Annotated in this window: 18 protein-coding genes; 5 read left to right on the plus strand and 13 right to left on the minus strand. The window is 40.6% G+C overall.

Translation table 11 applies throughout. From position 1 onward, the window contains the following. Positions 1-89: 89 nt before the first annotated feature. From JJQ94_RS01365 to JJQ94_RS01405, 9 genes are all read right to left on the minus strand, one after another. The gene (locus JJQ94_RS01365; RefSeq protein ID WP_099028546.1) at positions 90-1,412 is read right to left on the minus strand and encodes a S8 family peptidase; all 1,323 of its coding nucleotides are present in this window, start codon (positions 1,410-1,412) and stop codon (positions 90-92) included. Between the two features lie 145 nt (positions 1,413-1,557). Beyond that, a complete protein-coding gene (locus tag JJQ94_RS01370) occupies positions 1,558-2,091 on the minus strand; it encodes a phage tail protein (protein ID WP_099028545.1) in 534 nt (177 codons plus the stop codon). A gap of 11 nt (positions 2,092-2,102) precedes the next feature. Continuing rightward, entirely contained in the window at positions 2,103-2,627 is a 525-nt protein-coding gene (locus JJQ94_RS01375) for a phage tail protein (protein ID WP_099028544.1), read from the minus strand. 11 nt (positions 2,628-2,638) lie between these two features. Beyond that, positions 2,639-3,160, minus strand: a complete 522-nt coding sequence (locus tag JJQ94_RS01380; RefSeq protein WP_099028543.1) for a phage tail protein — start codon at positions 3,158-3,160, stop codon at positions 2,639-2,641. A 12-nt stretch (positions 3,161-3,172) separates the two neighbouring features. Beyond that, positions 3,173-3,466, minus strand: a complete 294-nt coding sequence (locus JJQ94_RS01385) for a DUF6916 family protein (protein WP_223192109.1) — start codon at positions 3,464-3,466, stop codon at positions 3,173-3,175. Positions 3,467-3,585: 119 nt separating this feature from the next. Further along, the gene (locus JJQ94_RS01390; RefSeq protein ID WP_039494928.1) at positions 3,586-4,095 is read right to left on the minus strand and encodes a GNAT family N-acetyltransferase; all 510 of its coding nucleotides are present in this window, start codon (positions 4,093-4,095) and stop codon (positions 3,586-3,588) included. Positions 4,096-4,113: 18 nt separating this feature from the next. Beyond that, positions 4,114-5,421, minus strand: coding sequence for a hypothetical protein (locus tag JJQ94_RS01395; RefSeq protein WP_099028542.1), 1,308 nt, complete (start codon positions 5,419-5,421; stop codon positions 4,114-4,116). A 59-nt stretch (positions 5,422-5,480) separates the two neighbouring features. Continuing rightward, positions 5,481-6,098: an aspartyl/asparaginyl beta-hydroxylase domain-containing protein gene (locus JJQ94_RS01400; protein ID WP_099028541.1), complete on the minus strand. Its 618-nt coding sequence runs from the start codon at positions 6,096-6,098 to the stop codon at positions 5,481-5,483. A 97-nt stretch (positions 6,099-6,195) separates the two neighbouring features. Further along, positions 6,196-6,927 carry a hypothetical protein gene (locus JJQ94_RS01405; RefSeq protein ID WP_099028540.1) on the minus strand — a complete coding sequence of 244 codons (732 nt, stop codon included), beginning with the start codon at positions 6,925-6,927 and terminating at the stop codon, positions 6,196-6,198. Positions 6,928-7,183: 256 nt separating this feature from the next. Here JJQ94_RS01405 and JJQ94_RS01410 point away from each other — a divergent pair, with 256 nt between their 5' ends. The 4 genes from JJQ94_RS01410 to JJQ94_RS01425 are packed head-to-tail and all read left to right on the plus strand — an operon-like array spanning position 7,184 to position 13,709. Then, on the plus strand, positions 7,184-11,056 hold the full coding sequence (locus JJQ94_RS01410) for a TOMM system kinase/cyclase fusion protein (protein ID WP_099028539.1): 3,873 nt from the start codon (positions 7,184-7,186) through the stop codon (positions 11,054-11,056). Further along, positions 11,049-12,536, plus strand: coding sequence for a hypothetical protein (locus JJQ94_RS01415; RefSeq protein WP_099028538.1), 1,488 nt, complete (start codon positions 11,049-11,051; stop codon positions 12,534-12,536). The genes JJQ94_RS01410 and JJQ94_RS01415 overlap by 8 nt, the downstream gene beginning before the upstream one ends. After that, positions 12,529-12,774 carry a hypothetical protein gene (locus JJQ94_RS01420; protein ID WP_099028537.1) on the plus strand — a complete coding sequence of 82 codons (246 nt, stop codon included), beginning with the start codon at positions 12,529-12,531 and terminating at the stop codon, positions 12,772-12,774. Before JJQ94_RS01415 ends, JJQ94_RS01420 begins: the two co-directional genes overlap by 8 nt. A 20-nt stretch (positions 12,775-12,794) precedes the next feature. Next, positions 12,795-13,709, plus strand: coding sequence for a hypothetical protein (locus tag JJQ94_RS01425; RefSeq protein WP_141557584.1), 915 nt, complete (start codon positions 12,795-12,797; stop codon positions 13,707-13,709). A 156-nt stretch (positions 13,710-13,865) separates the two neighbouring features. On the opposite strand, the gene JJQ94_RS01430 is transcribed toward JJQ94_RS01425, so the two are convergent. Continuing rightward, entirely contained in the window at positions 13,866-16,043 is a 2,178-nt protein-coding gene (locus tag JJQ94_RS01430; protein ID WP_099028535.1) for an OsmC domain/YcaO domain-containing protein, read from the minus strand. A 266-nt stretch (positions 16,044-16,309) separates the two neighbouring features. Here JJQ94_RS01430 and JJQ94_RS01435 point away from each other — a divergent pair, with 266 nt between their 5' ends. Continuing rightward, the gene (locus JJQ94_RS01435) at positions 16,310-17,212 is read left to right on the plus strand and encodes a phytanoyl-CoA dioxygenase family protein (protein WP_099028534.1); all 903 of its coding nucleotides are present in this window, start codon (positions 16,310-16,312) and stop codon (positions 17,210-17,212) included. Positions 17,213-17,293: 81 nt separating this feature from the next. Here the strand turns inward: JJQ94_RS01435 and JJQ94_RS01440 are convergent, their stop codons facing one another. The 3 genes from JJQ94_RS01440 to JJQ94_RS01450 all read right to left on the minus strand — a co-directional run bounded on the left by JJQ94_RS01440 (position 17,294) and on the right by JJQ94_RS01450 (position 19,357). Continuing rightward, positions 17,294-17,902 (minus strand): GNAT family N-acetyltransferase, encoded by a 609-nt coding sequence (locus JJQ94_RS01440; RefSeq protein WP_099028533.1) that lies wholly within the window; start codon positions 17,900-17,902, stop codon positions 17,294-17,296. A gap of 128 nt (positions 17,903-18,030) precedes the next feature. Beyond that, positions 18,031-18,624 carry a sulfotransferase family 2 domain-containing protein gene (locus JJQ94_RS01445; RefSeq protein WP_099028532.1) on the minus strand — a complete coding sequence of 198 codons (594 nt, stop codon included), beginning with the start codon at positions 18,622-18,624 and terminating at the stop codon, positions 18,031-18,033. Positions 18,625-18,694: 70 nt separating this feature from the next. Continuing rightward, entirely contained in the window at positions 18,695-19,357 is a 663-nt protein-coding gene (locus tag JJQ94_RS01450) for a hypothetical protein (RefSeq protein WP_099028531.1), read from the minus strand. Between the last annotated feature and the right edge of the window lie 25 nt (positions 19,358-19,382).

The following is a 19,382-nucleotide window of genomic DNA, read 5'->3' on the forward strand; positions in this document are numbered from 1 at the left end:
TTTTATACCCAGAAGCTCACTTCCAAGGTAGGAACGACCTTTATCCAACTTGTTGTGTTATAAGTAGCTAACACAGCCGTTTAATTACTTTACTTACTCTGGTTGTCCAACATTAAACCAGACACTTGAGCCAGCTTTTGCTTGACTTTACTTGCCGGTAATTCAGGTTCAGCGGCCAACAGCAGTGCAATCATGCCTGTGCAATATGCCGCTGCGTAAGAAGTACCACCAAAACCACTGTATGCATTATTTTTCGCGATTACCTTGGCGCTGTAACCTGGCATCCAAGCACTTACCGATTTACCAAAGTTACTGAAGCTTGCCGGCATACCGCCACTATTCATTGCGCCCACCACCACCGCAGACGCAATACTCGCCTCTGTGCTATTTGCTTTAATCATGTTTCCGCTGTTTCCGGCGGCTATAACTACCAGCGCACCTTTACCGCCTCGGCCGGTTTGTGCTAAGCCATCAATGGCATCTTTTATTGGTTCTAGTAGCAACTGCGTTTGCCAACTCATGTTAACAATGTCGGCTTGCGCCAGTTGCGCGATATGTAATGACTCCAATGTATGGCTTGTCCAGCTTTTTGTTTGTCTAATTGCAATAAGCTCGGCGTCGATTGCAAGGCCCGCCATTTCAGCTGGCAAAGCGTCATTTGCTCTGGCAAAAATCACTCCGACTACCTTAGTACCATGGATATCAAAACCGCTTTGCGGCTGTACGTCCTTGACTCTTCTTTCAATATCGTAGGTGAGTAATACCTTAGTTTTACTTAAGGCCTCATGTTTTAAATCAAAGCCATCATCGATAACAACTATTTTTACTCCTTCACCTTGAGTCGATTGTTGTAGTTGTTTTTGCCATTTCTCTAACTGAAATAAACGAAAAGGTAAGCTTTTCATAGAACCTGATTTCGACAAGGTTTTTGTTAACCATTGCGCAGCGTTATTGTTTTCAACTTCGAGCTTACTTTTTATTTGTAAAATATCTGGTTGGGCATATATTACCCCCTCCAAACCACTGGCAATCGCTAGTGCACCAGTTAAGCGCTTTGCGGACGCGTCTTTTAGCGATACCACCATAAACTCGTGCTCTGCAAATGGCCCAAAGGTGGCTAGCTGACCAACATCTATTTTTTGTTTTAAAGCGTTTGCAACGTCACCGCCTATCCCAGCCTTTATTTTTATGATTATTCTGTTATTCAGCTCTACCAATTGTTCTGAATTAGCAAACTTATACACACTCTTAGGTTCAGCGCTGCTCTGTTCAAGCTTTATCTTATTGCCAAAATTAACAAACTCAATTCCCTGTGCATTCGTCGTACCAATAGATAAAACAACAAATATAAAGCACAGCACCAGCTTTAATCTTGTTAGATAAAAAAGCTGACAAACCTCTTTTTTACACATTGGTTACCACTCTTACAAACACCACAGTAAGTTACTAACTTAAAAGCTATAATAACACTCAATTACAGCCGTAAAATATAAGTACTAGTAAGGACCAGCACCAACAACAAGCCAATCTCTTACCAATACTTTGCGCCTTACGAAGCTAGTTCCTTGGTGGAAATGTACCATCTAGTGCCAATGCAAACTGAATCGCCAAAAATGGTTGGCGGTTTTCATGCCCAGCATTTGCCATGCCATTAGTACCAAGCGCAGCATAATCCATCTCTATCTGATCTTGCGCATTAGGTTCGTTGTCATAAGCAGTAAAGCCTGTAGACTGAGCGAGTAGATTCCCCTGCGCCGTATCAACCGTTCCGGCTAATGAAGTCGTACCATAAAAAGTATGGGTATGAGCAGGTAAGTTCGACTCATATAGCACAACTTCATTTTCGCCTTGCTTTTCGGTTAACATATTCGGTGTCAGGCCTGGACCTGTCCCCGTCCCCATCGGAACTCTACATTGTAAATTTGGCACCCCCATGGTGGTGCGACAATCACCACCAAAGTTACAGCCTATTACCGCAAAAAGTGCTGAATTTTGCGATATAGGTAGTAGTTGTCCTTCACAACTGGTCCACCACTCAGGTGTAAAATTGCAAACAAACATTCGAACTTCACCTAAAAAACAATCAGCCATTATTCTTCTCCTTAATTTCTAGGTGGATATATGCCATTTAGGCATATGATAAAATTAACCCCAAGGCTAGGCATTTTGTTTTCATGAGCATGATTGCTTCCCTTGGAGGCAATGATGCCGTCATACATAGCTGAAGGACCATCATTATACTGGGCCGTTGCTGGTTCACAGTACATATCAGCTTTACCCAACACTTGCCCACCAGGGCTTGTACCCGTAGCGGTGTTGTTACTTACCTGAAAATTATGGCTATGCGATGGTATTTGACTGATATCTAAGGTGACCGTTTCTACCCCTTTCATTGTTCCTATCTGTGTTGGCGTTAATCCGGGACCACTGCCGAACCCCATAGGTAATCGACCTCGCATATCAGGAAACCCAAAACTACTTCTACCATCTCCACCGTAAGTATTCCCAAGCAAAGAGAATAATGCTTCATTCCCTGTAATTGCAGTGATCTGCCCGTAGCAAAACGCCCATTTAAATGGCGAGTAATTGCCGGCAAACATCGTTATCTGTCCAATAAACCCTTCCATTTACGACCTCCTTAGTTTCGGCTCGGATAAATGCCAGTGAGTGCAATGGCAAAGTTAAGGGATAAGCTGGGCTGCATATTATTGTGGCTCTGACCGCTACCAATGCTTGATACCGTGGAGTCTGAGGTATTTACCAAATTCGATGCTGCGGCATATATAGGCTCTGCCGTCTGCGTCGCCATTTGGTTTGGTCCCGGAACGTTAGCAAGCGTAAAGTTAGCCGTTTTCGTACTTGCTTGCATGGTGTGGGTGTGTGCAATATTTGCTAAGGTTAACGTTACGTTTTCAGCGCCACCAGCATTGCCTCTATCGTAACTAGCGTTTCCTAAGTCACCAAGCCCCACCGGCACTCTGCCACGAAAGTCTGGTAAACCAAAGGTTGTTCTACCATCACCACCATACGCGGTGCCGGTGAGAGAATAAAGCGCTGGATTTTGGCTAATTTGAATTAGCTGACCGTTACATAAAGACCAATTTTTAGGTGCCCAATTGTAGCCATAGAGGGTAACCTGTCCAATATAGGGTTCTGACATTATTAAACTCCTTTATGCTTCTTTTTTTATGCTGATAATTATTTGATACTTGTCTTTTTCGTATGCAGATAAAAACAGTGGCATTTCACCCAGCTTTTGATGCTTTAATGTATACGTATCATCAGTAAGCGGAAAATTTGATTTGGCAGTTAACGTTACAGAAAATCCTTCAAATTCATTACTGTTTAGCTTGCACTCATCAATAGCATCAACTTGCAACTCGTTTAGCTTATGCTTGCCATCGGCCGTAAAAACTTCAACATCCTGACCGATTAAGTCTTCAAATAAACTACTAGTTAGTTTCACAACACTTGCTCCTTTGCTCATTAAGTTAGACTCGCTCTTGTTAACTAAAAAACAGTTATTAATACCAATGATCAAGCGAGGCGCTTTATTACCTTTCGTTCATTACCCCTCTTTTTAAATTAACCTAAAACTATATTCCTCAACGCTGGCGGATACCAAATTAGTAACTCATAAGGAGCCTTAATTGATTCAATTTTAAAGCCTAGCTTTTGATATAAACGCTTTGCATCGTAATTATTTTGCAATACTGACAGAGTCATCGGCACGCCGGATTGAGCAGCAGCTTGCTGGAACGATTGAACAACTGCTGCACCGAGTCCTAATCCACGAGCTTGAGGTATTAAAGCAATTTCTATTAATCTCACTTCATTATTACCAAAGTCAATTGTCGCCTTGCCTATTCGCTCATGGTGTTTTTCAATAATGAAATACATAGCATTTGGAAATTGATCTCCATAGCCATTACTTTGCGCTTTAAACTGCATTTCAATAATTGATTCAATAAAATCCTTATCTCCATCAATTAATTGCAAATCTTGCCGAGTGCTATGGTGTAAGCTTTCCAGAAAGCCTTTATCTTCTGGTTTTGACGGTCTAACATATAAACCATCTGGAGGCGTAAACTTCATCACTCTTACCTTTATATTTTAACTATAAAAACCGACTACTTTTCGATTAATAGCACCAACTAATTTATCATCAAGTCGATTACCAATTTTATCAAGCAGCCAAAACTCAAATTCCTCAAACAACCTAAAGCGATACAAGGCTTCTAAAACCAATTCTAAACTTAACTCAAGTTCACCCCATATTTGTGTATCCAAAGACCACTCACATTCATGGTTATCAATATCAAGCTTATTTACTTTATTTAATTGGCATTTAACGAAGATACGTTTAATTTGGAAAATTCCAGACTCACCCACCTCATGATAAGCGGGAAGATTTGGTAAACTTTCATCAGGGAAGCTAAAGATGAACTCAGGTATTGGATCGTTAATATACTCAAAAGTAATCCGATCACCGGCCTTTAGATTTTTATCTTGATACTTGATTGGTAAATTCAAGCTGCATTGGTTTTCGGTGAGTCTATGCTCCCTATAGACTTTGATTTCCGTTTTCAATTCCAATGTATGATAAACTTTCCCGCAATCCGGTACCTCAAACGAACCAGATAACACATCTAGGTTATTCTCATTGAGTGCGCTTGCTGTGTTTTTATCGAGACGGAAAAACGAACCAAGCTCAACTGGGTTGACTCTTTGCTCACTTTTCATCAGAGAACTTGGATTGCATAGCCAAGCAGTAAGTTCAATTTCTTGAGGTATGAGCTCTCCATCCGACTTTAAAAACTGTTGAAGGTGACTAAAAATCCATACTTGAGGCTCTCTGCGTAATAAGGTATTCATGGTCTCGGAAATGATGAGATCAAACTCTATTGGTTCTTCAGGTAGCCAAGTTGTTGCGTCTGCGTGCACTATACGTTCCACCATATGAGCGATATCAAGTTTAGTTACCAGCTCATGTATTGCTTGCGTATTTTCTGGATGAATATCTAAAAGTGTTGCTGAGACTGGACTCGTTTTGTGGAGCGCGAGAAAAGGTAATAGTAATACACCATATGGCCCGGTCCCTGCATAGAGGATATTTATATTATCTTGCTGATTGATTTTTTCTCGTATCGCGCTCGCAACGCCCTGCATAAATATCTGACTACGTAGCGTTTCTAGTAAACATTTAGCTGCCTGAACAGGTGAAATCGCGACCCCTTTGTCGGTGTTTATATCAGACCAATCATTCATATCGAAGTCAGTGGATACGCCTGTTAGTTCAGCTAGAGCCTCAGACATAGATACTGCGTGAGGTCTATTTAACCCAGCATCAATATCATTTAGGAGCAAAGCTTGAGAGTGCTCTAGCAATTTTTTTACTTGGTACATGCTGCCAGACGTCATTACAGATCCTTCAACCTATTATTTTTAAATCACTTACTAACGAAACACACTGCATTTTTTTAACTTGTATAATTTTCACAAGGAACGTCCATTGAGTCTGACTGGCAATCTATTAACCAATCATTTACTTTACAATCAATAACGATATTGACTCTATCAAGGTTTCCTCGGTTAGCTACACTGTGTATTTTGTCCGCATTTATGTACCACACCTCTCCCTCTTTCATTGGTACTTGCATACCATCAACAACAAACTCAAGACCAGTGTCAATGACCAAAGGTATATGAAGTCTTGCTTCACCATTTTCGATACAAAGGCCGCCATCTCTGTGAGGTTTTATAAAAGCACCGGCTTTCAATCGCATTATTCTTACGGAGAGAACTTCACAAGGGAAATTATCAACAAATGATTTAAGTAGCGGCTTTTCTTCTAATATAGGTAAGTTTTGCCAGTGAGTGCCTGACTCAATCGCAAAGTTTTGTAAGATCGGGTGAGCAGATAAATGCTCTGACAAACAACGCAACGCAACTACGTCCCAGCCGCCGTCGTAATTTGCTTTATTTACATGGTCAGTCCAGGCTAGCTCATTCAGTGTCCCTAGCTCGTCGAGTACTTGTTGATGTTCAAGAAAAATTGGAAGCTTAAAATAAGCTAACCGTTCCTTACTATATGGCATAACCATCCTTAAGTTCACAGATAACTAACCTAACGTAACTCAAGCTCCAAACTGCTTAAGTGGCAAAAAGTAAATTCCGATCAAGCCCTTGCTCAGCTTAGTCCACCTCGATAAAATTGCGAATATTTTGATCTAATTTCCATTGGCGATCTGAAAACTTCCCACCATTGATAATAATCTGATTAGAGCCATCAATACTTGTAACTGTGCGTTTTTGCTTTTGACTCAGTGTATAGTTTTTTAAAAATACTCCGTTGCTTTCAAAAACTTTGATACTAGAACTACCAGAATTCAAAACAAATAACTGATTAGACTTACCTATGGTGATGCTCTTGGGACCATTAAGTTGATAGTCTTGCTCAATCCCGAACTCACCAAAAGTGCTTACTATTTCACCGCTAAAATCAGCTAACACTATGTGATGCTTTCCAGGTTGCAATAAATAAAGCTGTTGTAGTGTCGGGTCTACAGCAAAATCTTTAAGATCACTAATGTATTTAGGTAAAGGCAATTCATTGGAAGCAGGCTTACCCTGGGTATCAAAAACCCTGATCACTCTTTCATGTTCGAAATAAACATAGAGATAATCTCCGTAACGCCTAATTATATTTGCCCTTTTTTGGAAAGAAACTCGTTCCCCTGAGGGGCTCAGAACATCCCTGATAGGTACTTGAATACCGAGTTCATTTAATAGGTTTTCAGGAAGCCTTTCCGTTGTATCTTTTGATATTCCAGAAGCAGTGAAGCTTTGTCTAGCAAAGCTAACAGGAGGTAAGACTGATGCAACCGTGAGTGCTGCACCAGCAAACATAAACGTTCGGCGTTTCATTCATTTTTCCTTTTTATTCTTATAACTAAAGTATGCCAACTTTTTCGAACAGAAGGAATTACACTCCATTACAAGCAATATTCCAAAAAACACACCCAAATAAAAATAACTTTTTTTCAAGCACTTACAAAAACACACTGTCAACCTAGGCTGTTAATTATCCAATTTTAAAAAACAATTAAAATTCTCATGCTAGACAAGTATTTACATTCGAATTACCCTATATCATTAACAAAAAATAAGAATTAGTAATCATATGTCTCTGACACAGTTTTCGGATAGCTATATTGTCGATGTTTTCCAGTCTGACAAATACCAACTACTTGAAAAAATTGGAGAAGGTGGATTCGGTAAAGTTTTTAAGGCGCGCCAAATAAACACAGGGCAAATCGTTGCACTAAAATTTTTGGCGTTAGAACCACAACTGGAAGCGACAAAAAAACATAGATATGCGGAACGTTTCAATCGCGAAACCTTACTTTGTAGCCAGTTAAACCACCCAAATATCGTACGATTATTAGATAAAGGACAATTAAATGAAAATTTAATGTTCGGGGTATTCGAGTATGTGGAAGGGCAAACACTACGGGACTATCTAAGTCAAAATGGCGCAATTGATTCTGTGTATGCAACCGACATCATGTTGCAGGTGTTAGATGCACTTATTCATGCCCATCAACAAGGTATCATCCACAGAGACATAAAACCGACCAATATTATGCTAAGCCAATCTGGTGCAAAGACCTATGCCAAAATACTTGATTTTGGTATTGGTACACTGGCTAAAGAAACCCGCCAGCATGACTTTGAAACAATCACGCTTACACAAGAAACATTGGGCACGCCTTCTTACAGCGCACCAGAACAATTACGAGGCGAGCCAGCCTCTGCCAAATCTGATCTGTATGTCTGGGGTTTGGTGTTTTTGGAATGTTTAACCGGTGTTCCAGCGGTAACAGGCACTAGCGTCGCATCGATTTATCACAAACAATTAAGCGATGTACATATTCCAATTCCAAGCGCCCTACTTGGCCACCCTCTTGCGGGGCTTCTCAGACGCGTACTCAATAAAAGTGCGTTGGAGCGCGTGATCACCGCAACTGAGGCATTCTCTGAACTTGCACGAATGAACGTATCGAACCTTGTTGGTGTGCTAAATGATGTTAAAGCCCAACATGGTTACGACGAAACCACAGTAATGATCCGTAATGACGATCCTAATCATCGTGCCATTCAAGAATATACCGCGCTTACTGAACGCAAGCAGCTCACCGTTCTTGCGGTAAGATTAAGTGTTAAAGCACTCGACAATCAAGATAAAGACTTCGATGTCATAGACACGGTTTATAAATCTCAACGCAATCACTTTATTGATATCGCGACTCGTTACGGCGCTTATCACGTAGGTAACCTCGCCGATACCAGCTTGTTTTATTCTGGCTACCCTGTTAGCAGCGATAACGATGCGCGGTTATCGGCCCGTACCGCACTTGAAATGATAAGCGAGCTTGCGAAGCGTAACGCGCTAATGCAAGAAGCCCATAGAGTCACACTTAACGCTCACATTGGTATTCATACCGGTGTATTTATTACCTACGCCAATGCCGTACCTGAAGGTCATCACGCGAATATTGCAGCAGCACTCTCCCGTGAAGCTGGCGAGCGTCAAATCTTATGTAGTGCAGAGTCACGCTCACTCCTTGATGCTTTTTCAGAATTTAATCTGTACGGTCAATTGCAAATCGGTCCATTATTTGAACTAACGCCGGTTTATAACTTACAGGGTGAGCGTCGCATTGAAGCGTTTGGCTTTATGCGTGGTACAAAAAATCACCATGAACTTGTTGGTCGTCACCTTGAGCTTGAACAGACACTTTCACTCATTAATAACGAAGTCGAAGGTGCAACCCGCATCGCCCACATTCATGGTGAAGCTGGCATAGGTAAATCTCGGCTGCTGCAAGAAATTCGTGCTAATGCACCGCAATATCAGCATTTAGTCGCCCAGTGTTTACCAGAGCATCAAAATAATGCTTTGTATCCAATTTTAACGTTGGTCAAGTACCTATTTAACACCGAGCAGCTTGACGCTCATTCAGCCAATACCGTTTTTAGTTATGTATTATCGAACATGGACAGTGAGCTCGATTTAGCGCAGGCTATCCCTGTATTGCTAGTTTGGCTCAATATCTCACTTGATGATGAAATTGCGCCTTCTACACTTTCTCCCGATGAGCAGAAGCAAGTTTTGTTTAAAGGGCTTTGCGCGCTATTACTGTCAAATCGTCATGGGCTCAGTAAGTTTAAGCTCTACATTATCGAAGACATTCACTGGGCAGATAGCACCACCTTAGAGTTTTTACATCACTTTGTCGGCGCGCTAGCTTCAGGTGATGTTTTACTAAGCACTTCAAGACAAGCTGTGCCTAATCAGTTAAAAGACCTCACCTTAGTTGATGTTTGCCTGAAAAAACTAACCGAGAAGGCCACCGAGGATTTTATCATTAACTTGTTTGATGGCCGCCGAGTGTCAGAGCAAGTTCTCAAGTTACTTACCAGTCGCACAGACGGGATCCCGCTATTTATTGAAGAACTCGTCAACATGCTTAAGCAAAAGGCATTAGTTGGAGATAAAGGTGGAGAGATTGACTTTCTCGCACCAGACAAACTTGACCAAGTACCTACGAGTTTAAGAGAATCATTACAACAAAAACTAGATAGTCTTAGTCACGCCAAAGAAACTGCCCAACTTGCGGCAACGATAGGCCGTGAGTTCGAATATGATTTGCTCGTCGCGGCATCCCCCTTAAGCGAAAGCCAAATTCAAAACGACTTAAATGAGTTGATAGCAAACGACCTTATCGTGCACCAACGTCGCGTTGATAACGATAGCTATATCTTTAAGCATGCGCTGGTGAGGGATGCGGCTATAGCTAGCATTCCTAGCTTTCTACACACACAGCTTTATAAAAAGTTAGCAAACGTTCTTTTGTGCAATGATAGTGCTCGCTTAAATAGCCGTATTTCTTTACAGCTCCAAGCTGAATATTACATTGGTGCTGAGCTCATTGAACTTGGAATAGGTTCCCTTATTGCCGCTGGTAATGAGCAGAATCAAAAAGGTGCCTATAAAGAGGCAGTAAACCTATTATCAGATGCTGAAAGCTTATATCAAAGTAAAGAGGTTGATAAAGTAGAAATTGCGTTGAGAATTTACCTTGGCATTGCGCACAGCCTCTCAGCAACCCTTGGTTTTTCCGATCCTCATGTCGAACTTTATTATAATAAGATTAACGAACTAGAGTTATCAGCAGCTGACCCTGAGCTTGTGTTGGCTGCTCACTTTGTTTCTTCAGTCTTTGGTATTGTTACCTGCCAACATCACATGACAAAAAGAGCGCTTGATTGCCTCTCAGAAATAGCAAATGAAAAAAATGGTCAGCATTTAAAAGTACCAGTTTTGTTTCAACTAGGGCAATTTGCTACCGTAAGCGGAAAGCCAGAAGAAGGTTTTTCATACTTAAAGCAGAGTTTAGCGGTATATGACCCCACGCACCGTAAGTTTTATAGTGAGCTAATAGCATACGATATAGAAGTTGCGATTCGCGTTTATGGCGCGCTAAATGCGGCACAGATTGGTGATCGTGAAATCGCTTTAGACTGGCTTGAAAAAGCCTTAAATCAGGCAAAATCTATAAACAACCCCCACACTATAGCCCATAGCTATGCGAGAGCATCGCAGCTTTATGTAATACTTAAGCAACCAGAAAAAGTACTTGAATATGCAGATTTAGCACTGACAGTATCCAATTTGCACGGCTATCAATTATGGACAGCTTTTGCGAAATGCTTTAAGGCATGGGCATTAGCAACACTTAACGGCAACCATTCGGAGGAAAGCCCTGTTTCACTGTTTGAACAAGGAACACAGTTTTTAGACGCTGTAGGACTAAAATCTCATGCACTCTGGCTAGCTGCGTTAAAATCCCAAGTTTTATATAAACTTGGCCACAAACCTCAGGCTTTAACACTTATTTCAACTACAATCAAAGATCTGATGACCAGCGATGAAAAGTTATATCAACAAGAAATTATCGACACAATAAGGATGATTGAAAATAATGAATAAGTTATTAATTAAACTAACTATTAATTTATCCTTTGTATTATCTATTTCTTCCTCATGGGCAGCCGATCCACTGACGGCGTTAAAGAATGAAATAACTGAAATTATAAACACTAAAGACTCTAGATTTGTAAAATACGATAATACGAATGAAAAATCTGAATTCCCTAGAGTGCCAAATCAATTTATATGCACCTTTCCTGATGGAAATGAAATTTATAATATAATCAAAAAAAACAATGGGATTATTGAAAATATTACCGATAAATCAGTGCAACTTGCAATGGTCCAAGAGCTAAGGGCATTTGAAGAAAAAATAATGAACATTTCCGCTTGGGATTTATTTCTCTCGGTAAACAGTAACATAAACAGTAAAGACAGTGCTTTTCCAGGCTCAGTGAGTTTTACCTCTGACTACATCCCTCGCTGGGGGGCTTGGCTTCACGACACGACATCATCTCCCGAATTAGTTGATGCGAATACATTTGAGATGAACGCAAAATCAGTGAGCGATGGTAATTGGAAGTGTCAAGGTGATTGTCTGAAGAATACACTCGACTTGGAACTGTTTTCTAAAGAGCAAGGAGTAGATGGCGGTGGCATACTAATCGACCAAGCTGGTAATCCAGTCTACTACGAAAGCCGTGCGAACGGACTTTTATATCAAGATCTTGCTGAAGGGTTTCAATATAGTGTTCCTATGTCTTTTCCTCTTGGGCAGTGTACTGAATACATAGACATTGGTCTTGAAGTAGGTGGAGAGGCCGGTAAAAGGCAAAATATTTTACCTGTTGTTTCTGTGAAACTTGGATGGAAAATTCTTACAAAGCAAGACGACCCAAGCAAATATTTTTCAATGGAAAATATTACATTAAATCAAAATGGCAAGACAGTTCAGTCCAAATTGGGACTAGTCGCAATGCATGTTGCTATTAAAGAGCAGCGCCAATATCAGTGGCGTTGGGTAACGTTCGAACATATTGATAACCTCAACGAGCCAGAACAACATAGCTCTGAGACGCCAACTTTCAATAATCCTAATTGTCATGATTGCTGTGACAATTTACTACCAAAGAAAAGTGATAGTCCAGCCCAGCTAACACGACTTGAGCCCCTTTCAACTGATACAATTTTGCTAAATAGTAAAATGCGCTCATTATTGAAAAGTAATAACTCCGTTTTTCAGCACTATAAGCTAGTAAGAACTCAATATACGAGTCTTGTCACCCCTAATTTGAAACAATTTTTTATTGAGCGAACACCGAGTGATGCAAGAAATGCTGTTTTAGAGCCATTTGTATTGCCAGAAATAACAAATTGCTCAAATAAAGAAAAATACATCGTACCTACACATACATTCAAAACTGGCTGTATGGGGTGCCATAAGTACGCAGAATATAAAACGAAAAATGGTAAGTCTGAAACCGCAGATTTTACTTTTATCTCTCCATTAAATATACAAAAGGAAAATACAAATGAGTAATAACAACATCGATTTTGCATATGCAGTGATCCATGATATCGATAATGCAACGGAAGATTTCAAAGCAAAACCAGAGATCCTGATGGCAAAGTTTGAGCTAGAAGAAAGCGCCAAAGAAAAGCTAAGAGAAATAGGTAAGGCTTGGAGTAATGGACAAACCGCAGACGTAGAAAAAGGCTGGGCAGAATTCGCAGAGCAATTCATAGGCCCTGAATTATTCGCAGCAATGCGCTGGTAGCAATGGTTATGCAGGTTGTTATGTCAAACTTTATCAAACTAGTCGAAAAAAGTCTTATCGCTCTGCGAGTAGATAACAGTGCGATAAGTAAGGTACTAGGTAAAGTCAACCTTATTGAAGCTTCTACTTCTAGCATATTTATCGAAACAAGACCTTCAGATCAAAGTAAGCTGGATATAACAACCTGCCACCACTTTACAAGAGATTGGGAGTACGCAGGTTTAGACAACTTAAAATTTGACCTGATAAAGAAACTGGATTTCAAATATCGACCAAAGACAGTTTGGTTGGAATACGATAATATCGCTGAAAGTGAGACTTCACCAGGCTTGCATCTTAGTGTAAACCAGCAAACAATGGTCAATATATCTAAACTATGCGATATCCTATTTAATAGTGGCACACCTATCAACAATGAGCATTTGCAGAGGTTATTACAATTAGCTGAAATACAGCATATTTCTAATCTTCACAGAGACCATGGTGAAACGCTAAAACTACACCTCAAACCCAATAATTTGAGCAGTATCAAGCTCATAGAGGAGTTTTCTACATTTATCACTGACAACTCTTGTATGGAAATGGTTGAAAGTGTTTGCCAACTAGATGAAAGTTATTTTGACTATATATTTCTAGACTTAAGCTTTTATAACAACGCCCCTCTTCCCATAATTGGGATATATCTTTCTAATAAGAATAAAAAAAGTAAAAATTATTTAAGTGACTTTAAGCAGATATTAGCCTCCTTAGAGCTGGAAATTTCAGCTGTGGAAGCAATATCTTCGTTCATTAATAATGAAGAAGATATCTGTCTAGACATAAAAATCGTCATCACAGCAGAAACTATTTACACTAAGCTTTACACCGGTGTCATAAATAGCCGAGCAGTAGATGTGGAAGAAATGGCAAAAAAACTGAAATTGGTTTTTAGTTAATGTAAAAACCAATGTCGGCGTATACGAGTTTTAAAGCGCCACTTTCGTATTTGTGAAGCTCATTAGTGAATAACGCTAACATTAGAAAACATCCATGTTAACTCGATAGGAAAATGGTGATAAAGGTACTGAAATCTCAGCACCTTTAAGGTTATTTTAGGCAAACTTTCCTCTTGCCGCATGTAACTTCTTATAACTATCAATAAGACGCAGGTGCTTGTCTAGACCTTCTAACTTCATGTTAGTTGGCGTTAAGCCATAGAATTTCACATCGCCATTAATTGAACCAATAACCGCATCCATCACGTCTTTAGAGAACATGCGGGTAAAGTTGTGAATGTAATCTTCCATTTCTAGCTCTTCATCCAACGCGACTTCAAGTGTGGCATGCATTGCTTGGTAGAATAAGCCACGCTCAACGGTGTTGTCGTTAAACTGCAAAAAGGTTTCAACTAGTTCAATGGCCGCTTCGATATCGCCAAGCGCTAGATAGATTAAAATCTTAAGCTCCAGAATTGTAAGCTGACCCCACACTGTATTTTCGTCAAACTCAACGCCAATTAGAGTGATGATATCGATATAGTTATCAAGCTGGCTGTCTTCTAAACGCTCAACTAAGTTTGCTAATGCTTCATCATCTAATGAATGGATGTTGAGGATATCTTCGCGATATTGCAGTGCTTTATTGGTGTTATCCCAGATGAGATCTTCAGCTGGATAGACTTCAGAAAAGCCCGGAACCAAAATACGACACGCGATCCCTAAGTCTGTAAATTCAGCAATATAGGCTTCTTTACCTAACGCCTCAAGAATGCCAAATAACTTATCGCACTCTTCTTCATTCGTGCCTGTGAAATCCCACTCAACAAAGTCGTAGTTGTGCTTTGCACTAAAGAAACGCCATGAGATCACACCCGTTGAATCGATAAAGTGTTCAACAAAATTCTCTGGCTCAGATACCGCCATGCTGTTGAACGTAGGTTTTGGTACATCGTTTAAGCCTTCAAAACTACGGCCTTGTAACAACTCAGTTAAACTGCGCTCAAGTGCAACTTCAAAGCTTGGATGCGCACCAAAAGAGGCAAATACGCCGCCTGTTTTAGGGTTCATCAGGGTCACACACATCACAGGAAATTGACCGCCCAGAGACGCATCTTTCACTACAACAGGGAAACCCTGCTCTTCAAGCCCTTTTATCCCTTCAACAATACCTGGATATTTAGCAAGTACAGACTCTGGCACGTCAGGCAACACAATTTCCTGTTCGATGATTTGCTTTTTCACCGCGCGTTCAAAGATTTCAGATAAACACTGCACTTTCGCTTCAAACAGGTTATTACCGGCACTCATACCATTACTTAGGAATAAGTTTTCTATTAGATTTGACGGAAAATACACGGTTTCACCATCTGAATGGCGAGTGTACGGAATAGAACAAATACCGCGCGCTACATTACCTGAATTTGTGTCGATTAGATGTGAACCGCGTAGTTCACCTTCTGGGTCGTAAATTTCACGAGTGTAGTCGTCTAAAATTTCAGTAGGAAGCGCATCATCAGCTTCGGGTTTAAACCACTTTTCGTTCGGGTAGTGAACAAATTCAGCATTTGCGATTTCTTCACCAAAAAACTGATCATTATAGAAGAAGTTGCAATTTAAACGCTCAATAAACTCACCAAGTGCCGAGCAAAGCGCGCTTTCTTTGGTTGCCCCTTTACCATTCGTGAAACACATTGGTGAAGCAGCATCACGAATATGCAAAGACCAGACGTGTGGCACGATATTACGCCATGATGCAACCTCAATCTTCATGCCTAAATCCGACAGGATCTTGGTCATATTTGCAATAGTCTGTTCAAGCGGAAGATCTTTACCTAAGATAAAAGTGCTGTCGCTTTCGCTGGTATCAACCATCAGCATCGCCTGAGAATCATCTTCAAGGCTTTCAACCGCTTCCACTTGGAATTCAGGTCCTGTTTGGATCACCTTTTTAACGGTACAGCGGTCAATTGAGCGCAGGATACCTTGGCGGTCTTTTTCAGAAATACTTTCCGGAAGCTCCACCTGAATTTTAAAAATTTGGTTATAACGATTTTCAGGATCAACGATGTTGTTTTGCGCCACACGAATTCCATCCGTTGGAATGTCACGCGCATTACAATACACCTTCACAAAGTAAGCAGCACAAAGCGCTGAAGAAGCTAAAAAGTAGTCAAATGGACTTGGTGCTGAGCCATCGCCTTTATAGCGAATTGGCTGATCTGCAATGACAGAAAAGTCGTCAAATTTGGCATCAATTCTGAGATTGTCGAGGTAATTTACTTTGATTTCCATTGGAAGGTTCCGGTGTGTTGCAATCGAAAACGCTAATTGTACTTGAGGATGCAGAGCGGTGCCAATGGAAGTTTCTGTTTATTCGGGTTGAGTTAATATAAACAAAATCCACAATGTAACCCACCGTAATTGCTCTAAGTGGCATTTTACGACACTATGGTCAGTGCTGTAGCTGAGACAGATTCTATTTGGCAGGCGAGTGAATATACTCGACAAACAACAATACTTAAGTCTGACAAGCAACAAAATAACTAGGAAGTACACGCATGACGATTGTGAGCAAAAGCAAACTCGATTTTTACAAAAACAACGGCTTTGTTTTATTTGAACAAACTTTACCCGACACGCTGCTGGAAAAACTGAAACGACTATCTAATGCGCTTGAGAGTAAAGCAAAACAAGCACAGCAAGACGGAAAAGTCGCGACTCAATACCATTTATCAAATGAATCAGGTGAGCCGAAACTCTTTCGTTATAATGATTTGCTTTTTGAAGCGCCCGAGTTAATTATCGAACTACTCGCAACACCAGCAATGTTAGCGATCAGTGAACACCTTTGTGGTGCAGGCTGTGTTCCATTGCAATGTGACTTAGTCTGCAAATATCCACATCCCCACCCTCACATAGCCTGGCATCAAGATGCTCCTCATTCTCGTAATTTTGCATATTTAAATGTCGGTATCTATCTTGATGATGCGAATATAGATGACGGGTGCTTACGCTATTTGCCAGATTCCCAACACCAACTTTTGGATATTTATTCTCTCTCGAGCGAATATGGCTGGAACATTCCTGGGGTTGTACAGCAACCAGCTAAAGCCGGAGATATTTTAGTTCAAGACATGATGGTTTTACATGGCTCTGAGCCCAAACGCAGTGAAGGTCCGAGAAGGACAATATATGTCGAGCTTCGACCGCTTGCAGGTGTCAATGAGAATCAAAGTAGTGAATGGGCTGAGCTTAGAAAGCAGTGGATGGCACACATTATTCAGGCTGCAGACCCAGAAGACGTACCTGAGAATTGGCTAGCCGTTTATGGTGAACCCAATTATGATTTAAATACGCTAGTAGAGCGTATCAAACAGAAACGAGAGGCCGTAATTCCAGCTGTTTGGGCACCCAGAATTGTTGATCACCCGGACTACCCTATACCCGCCGACCTACGCTAGTCTACATGAAGTAATTGTCACCGCTTATCGATGACAATTACCTCTGACCATGCCGTATTTGAAATATTCTCTCACTCCACCTTAGCTAAAATCAAAGACACGATTTACTTCAATGCCATAGCACACTTCTTCAAACCTAAATCGTTTCATTGTTATCCCTTGGGCTTGGTCGAGGTTAACAGCCCCATGTTTTTCGTAAAAACGTCTCGCTTGTTTGTTCTGCTCATAGATCCAGGTATAAGCACTTTGACAACCCAGCTCGTAAAGCTTTAACAAGCGTGCTTTCAACAGCGCCTTACCGAGCCCGCGGTTTTGGTGACTTGGTAAAACGTAACCACGATAAAGCTCGCCAGCATTCGCTCTCGATACTTTGTGGCTAACCGGATTATACATCCGGCGATAAATCCCAGCAGCGCCGCAGCCTAATATTTTCCTGCCATCAGTCACAAGCAATGCAGTTTGGGTTGTCGAGTTTTTGATAATCTCAGACCAAATAGTTGCAAAAAATTCGACGTTTCCCCCTGCTAGCACGTGCTCTGGTAAAAACCCGCTAAAGGCCGCTTGCCAACTCACTTTGGTCACAAACGCCATTTCCTCTATATCTGCGGTACTGGCAGTCTTTATGGTGATTTTTTCTGGCAGGTTAAATACGTCAACAAATGCCTTTTCATCTAACTCAGTGATATCCATATAAACACTCAAAAGCTCTTTTTCGTAACAATTAACACATTATTATTACAAACCATGATTTATACAAATATTTATTCCAACTTTCTTCTTGCTTTGATGTTTAACGTTTCTCACAAGGCTGACTACTATCAAAATTTATACCCAAATTGATAAATATCATCTAGGAAAAGCTCCTCAGCCAATTTTAACGCTAAATCTGAGTAGTAATGACGGTAGTGCCTACTTGAAGCTTGATTATAATAAGGCAAATAATAATCTTTGCTCCCCAACTTCCTTAAAATTCGCTCACTGTCTTTTTGATAGTTTTCAAAGCGGCAAATTTCATTAACGAGTGAATTTCCCCAATGGTCAGATAACTGAGACCATTGACTCCACGACCTTGCGCTGTGCTGCTCTGTAACCATTTCTTGTACAAATAGCTCAAACTTCCTTTTCTCATCATAATGATGTTTCTCAGATACCGCTTCTGAGTTTAGACTTTTACCTTTCTCTAATAGTGAATACCAAGAAACAAGCCTTTCCCATGGGTTACGTACAAAAGCAAATTTAAAAGTACTCTCAAACACTTCCGGCAACGCCATTCTAGCCTCTAGAAGAGATGCATGCTGGCTGCCTATCATCTTTAGATCTGGCGCCGTTTGCCTGAGAACACTACATAATGACGTACCGCCAGTGCGGCTAATGTGACAGAACAAAAAATTGAACTTTTTAGAATAGAACATAAGCCTCAATCATTTCAGACTACAATATGCATTTTCTTCACTTTGTTAAAGCCTCCTTGGTCAAGAATAACTACAAAGTCGAAATCAGGTCTCGCTGACTTACCTTACCAAGCTTAAGCTGCTCGTAAGAATGATAGATAGCCTTTTTACTGTCTTGCAGTCGCTGGGTAATATCTTCACCTTCAAGTAACGCGGCTTGCGCGGCTTCTAGTCTATCTTGCGTATCAGTAATAATTGCGGTTAATTTTGCTTTATCTGATCTGATTAGTGTACTGTCCTGCTCAACTTTTTGCTCAAGCATAGTTAACAACTCTGAACGCACTGAAACGGTTTTATACTCTTTAAAATCTAATCCCAGATGATTAAATAACAGCGCTTGGTTCATCTCTTCTGGTGCAATTTCTACTTCAATTGGCATCTCTACAATGTTCGTCATCATTTCACGATACATCTCGATGTTGTATTCACGGCTGCCTATTTTGTGACTTGAACTCACCAAAGATTCATGGGCTAGCTTTTCAGCTTGCTCAAAATGCTTTGTAAGGTAAGTCGATTGGGTGTTGTTCGGCGCTTTTTCTTGTACAGCCTTTGCGGCTTCCATAAACGAAGATGTTCCCGAGTTTTTTGCCGCCGAATTAGAAATGTCTTGATCACTCACAACATTATTGTTCTTTCGACTATAAAGATCGTTCGAACCATACATTTGAGAATAGGGTGAATTTTGAATGTACATACTCGCTCCTTGTTGCATTACCTGT

The organism is Pseudoalteromonas sp. GCY (assembly GCF_016695175.1).
GTDB lineage: Bacteria > Pseudomonadota > Gammaproteobacteria > Enterobacterales > Alteromonadaceae > Pseudoalteromonas.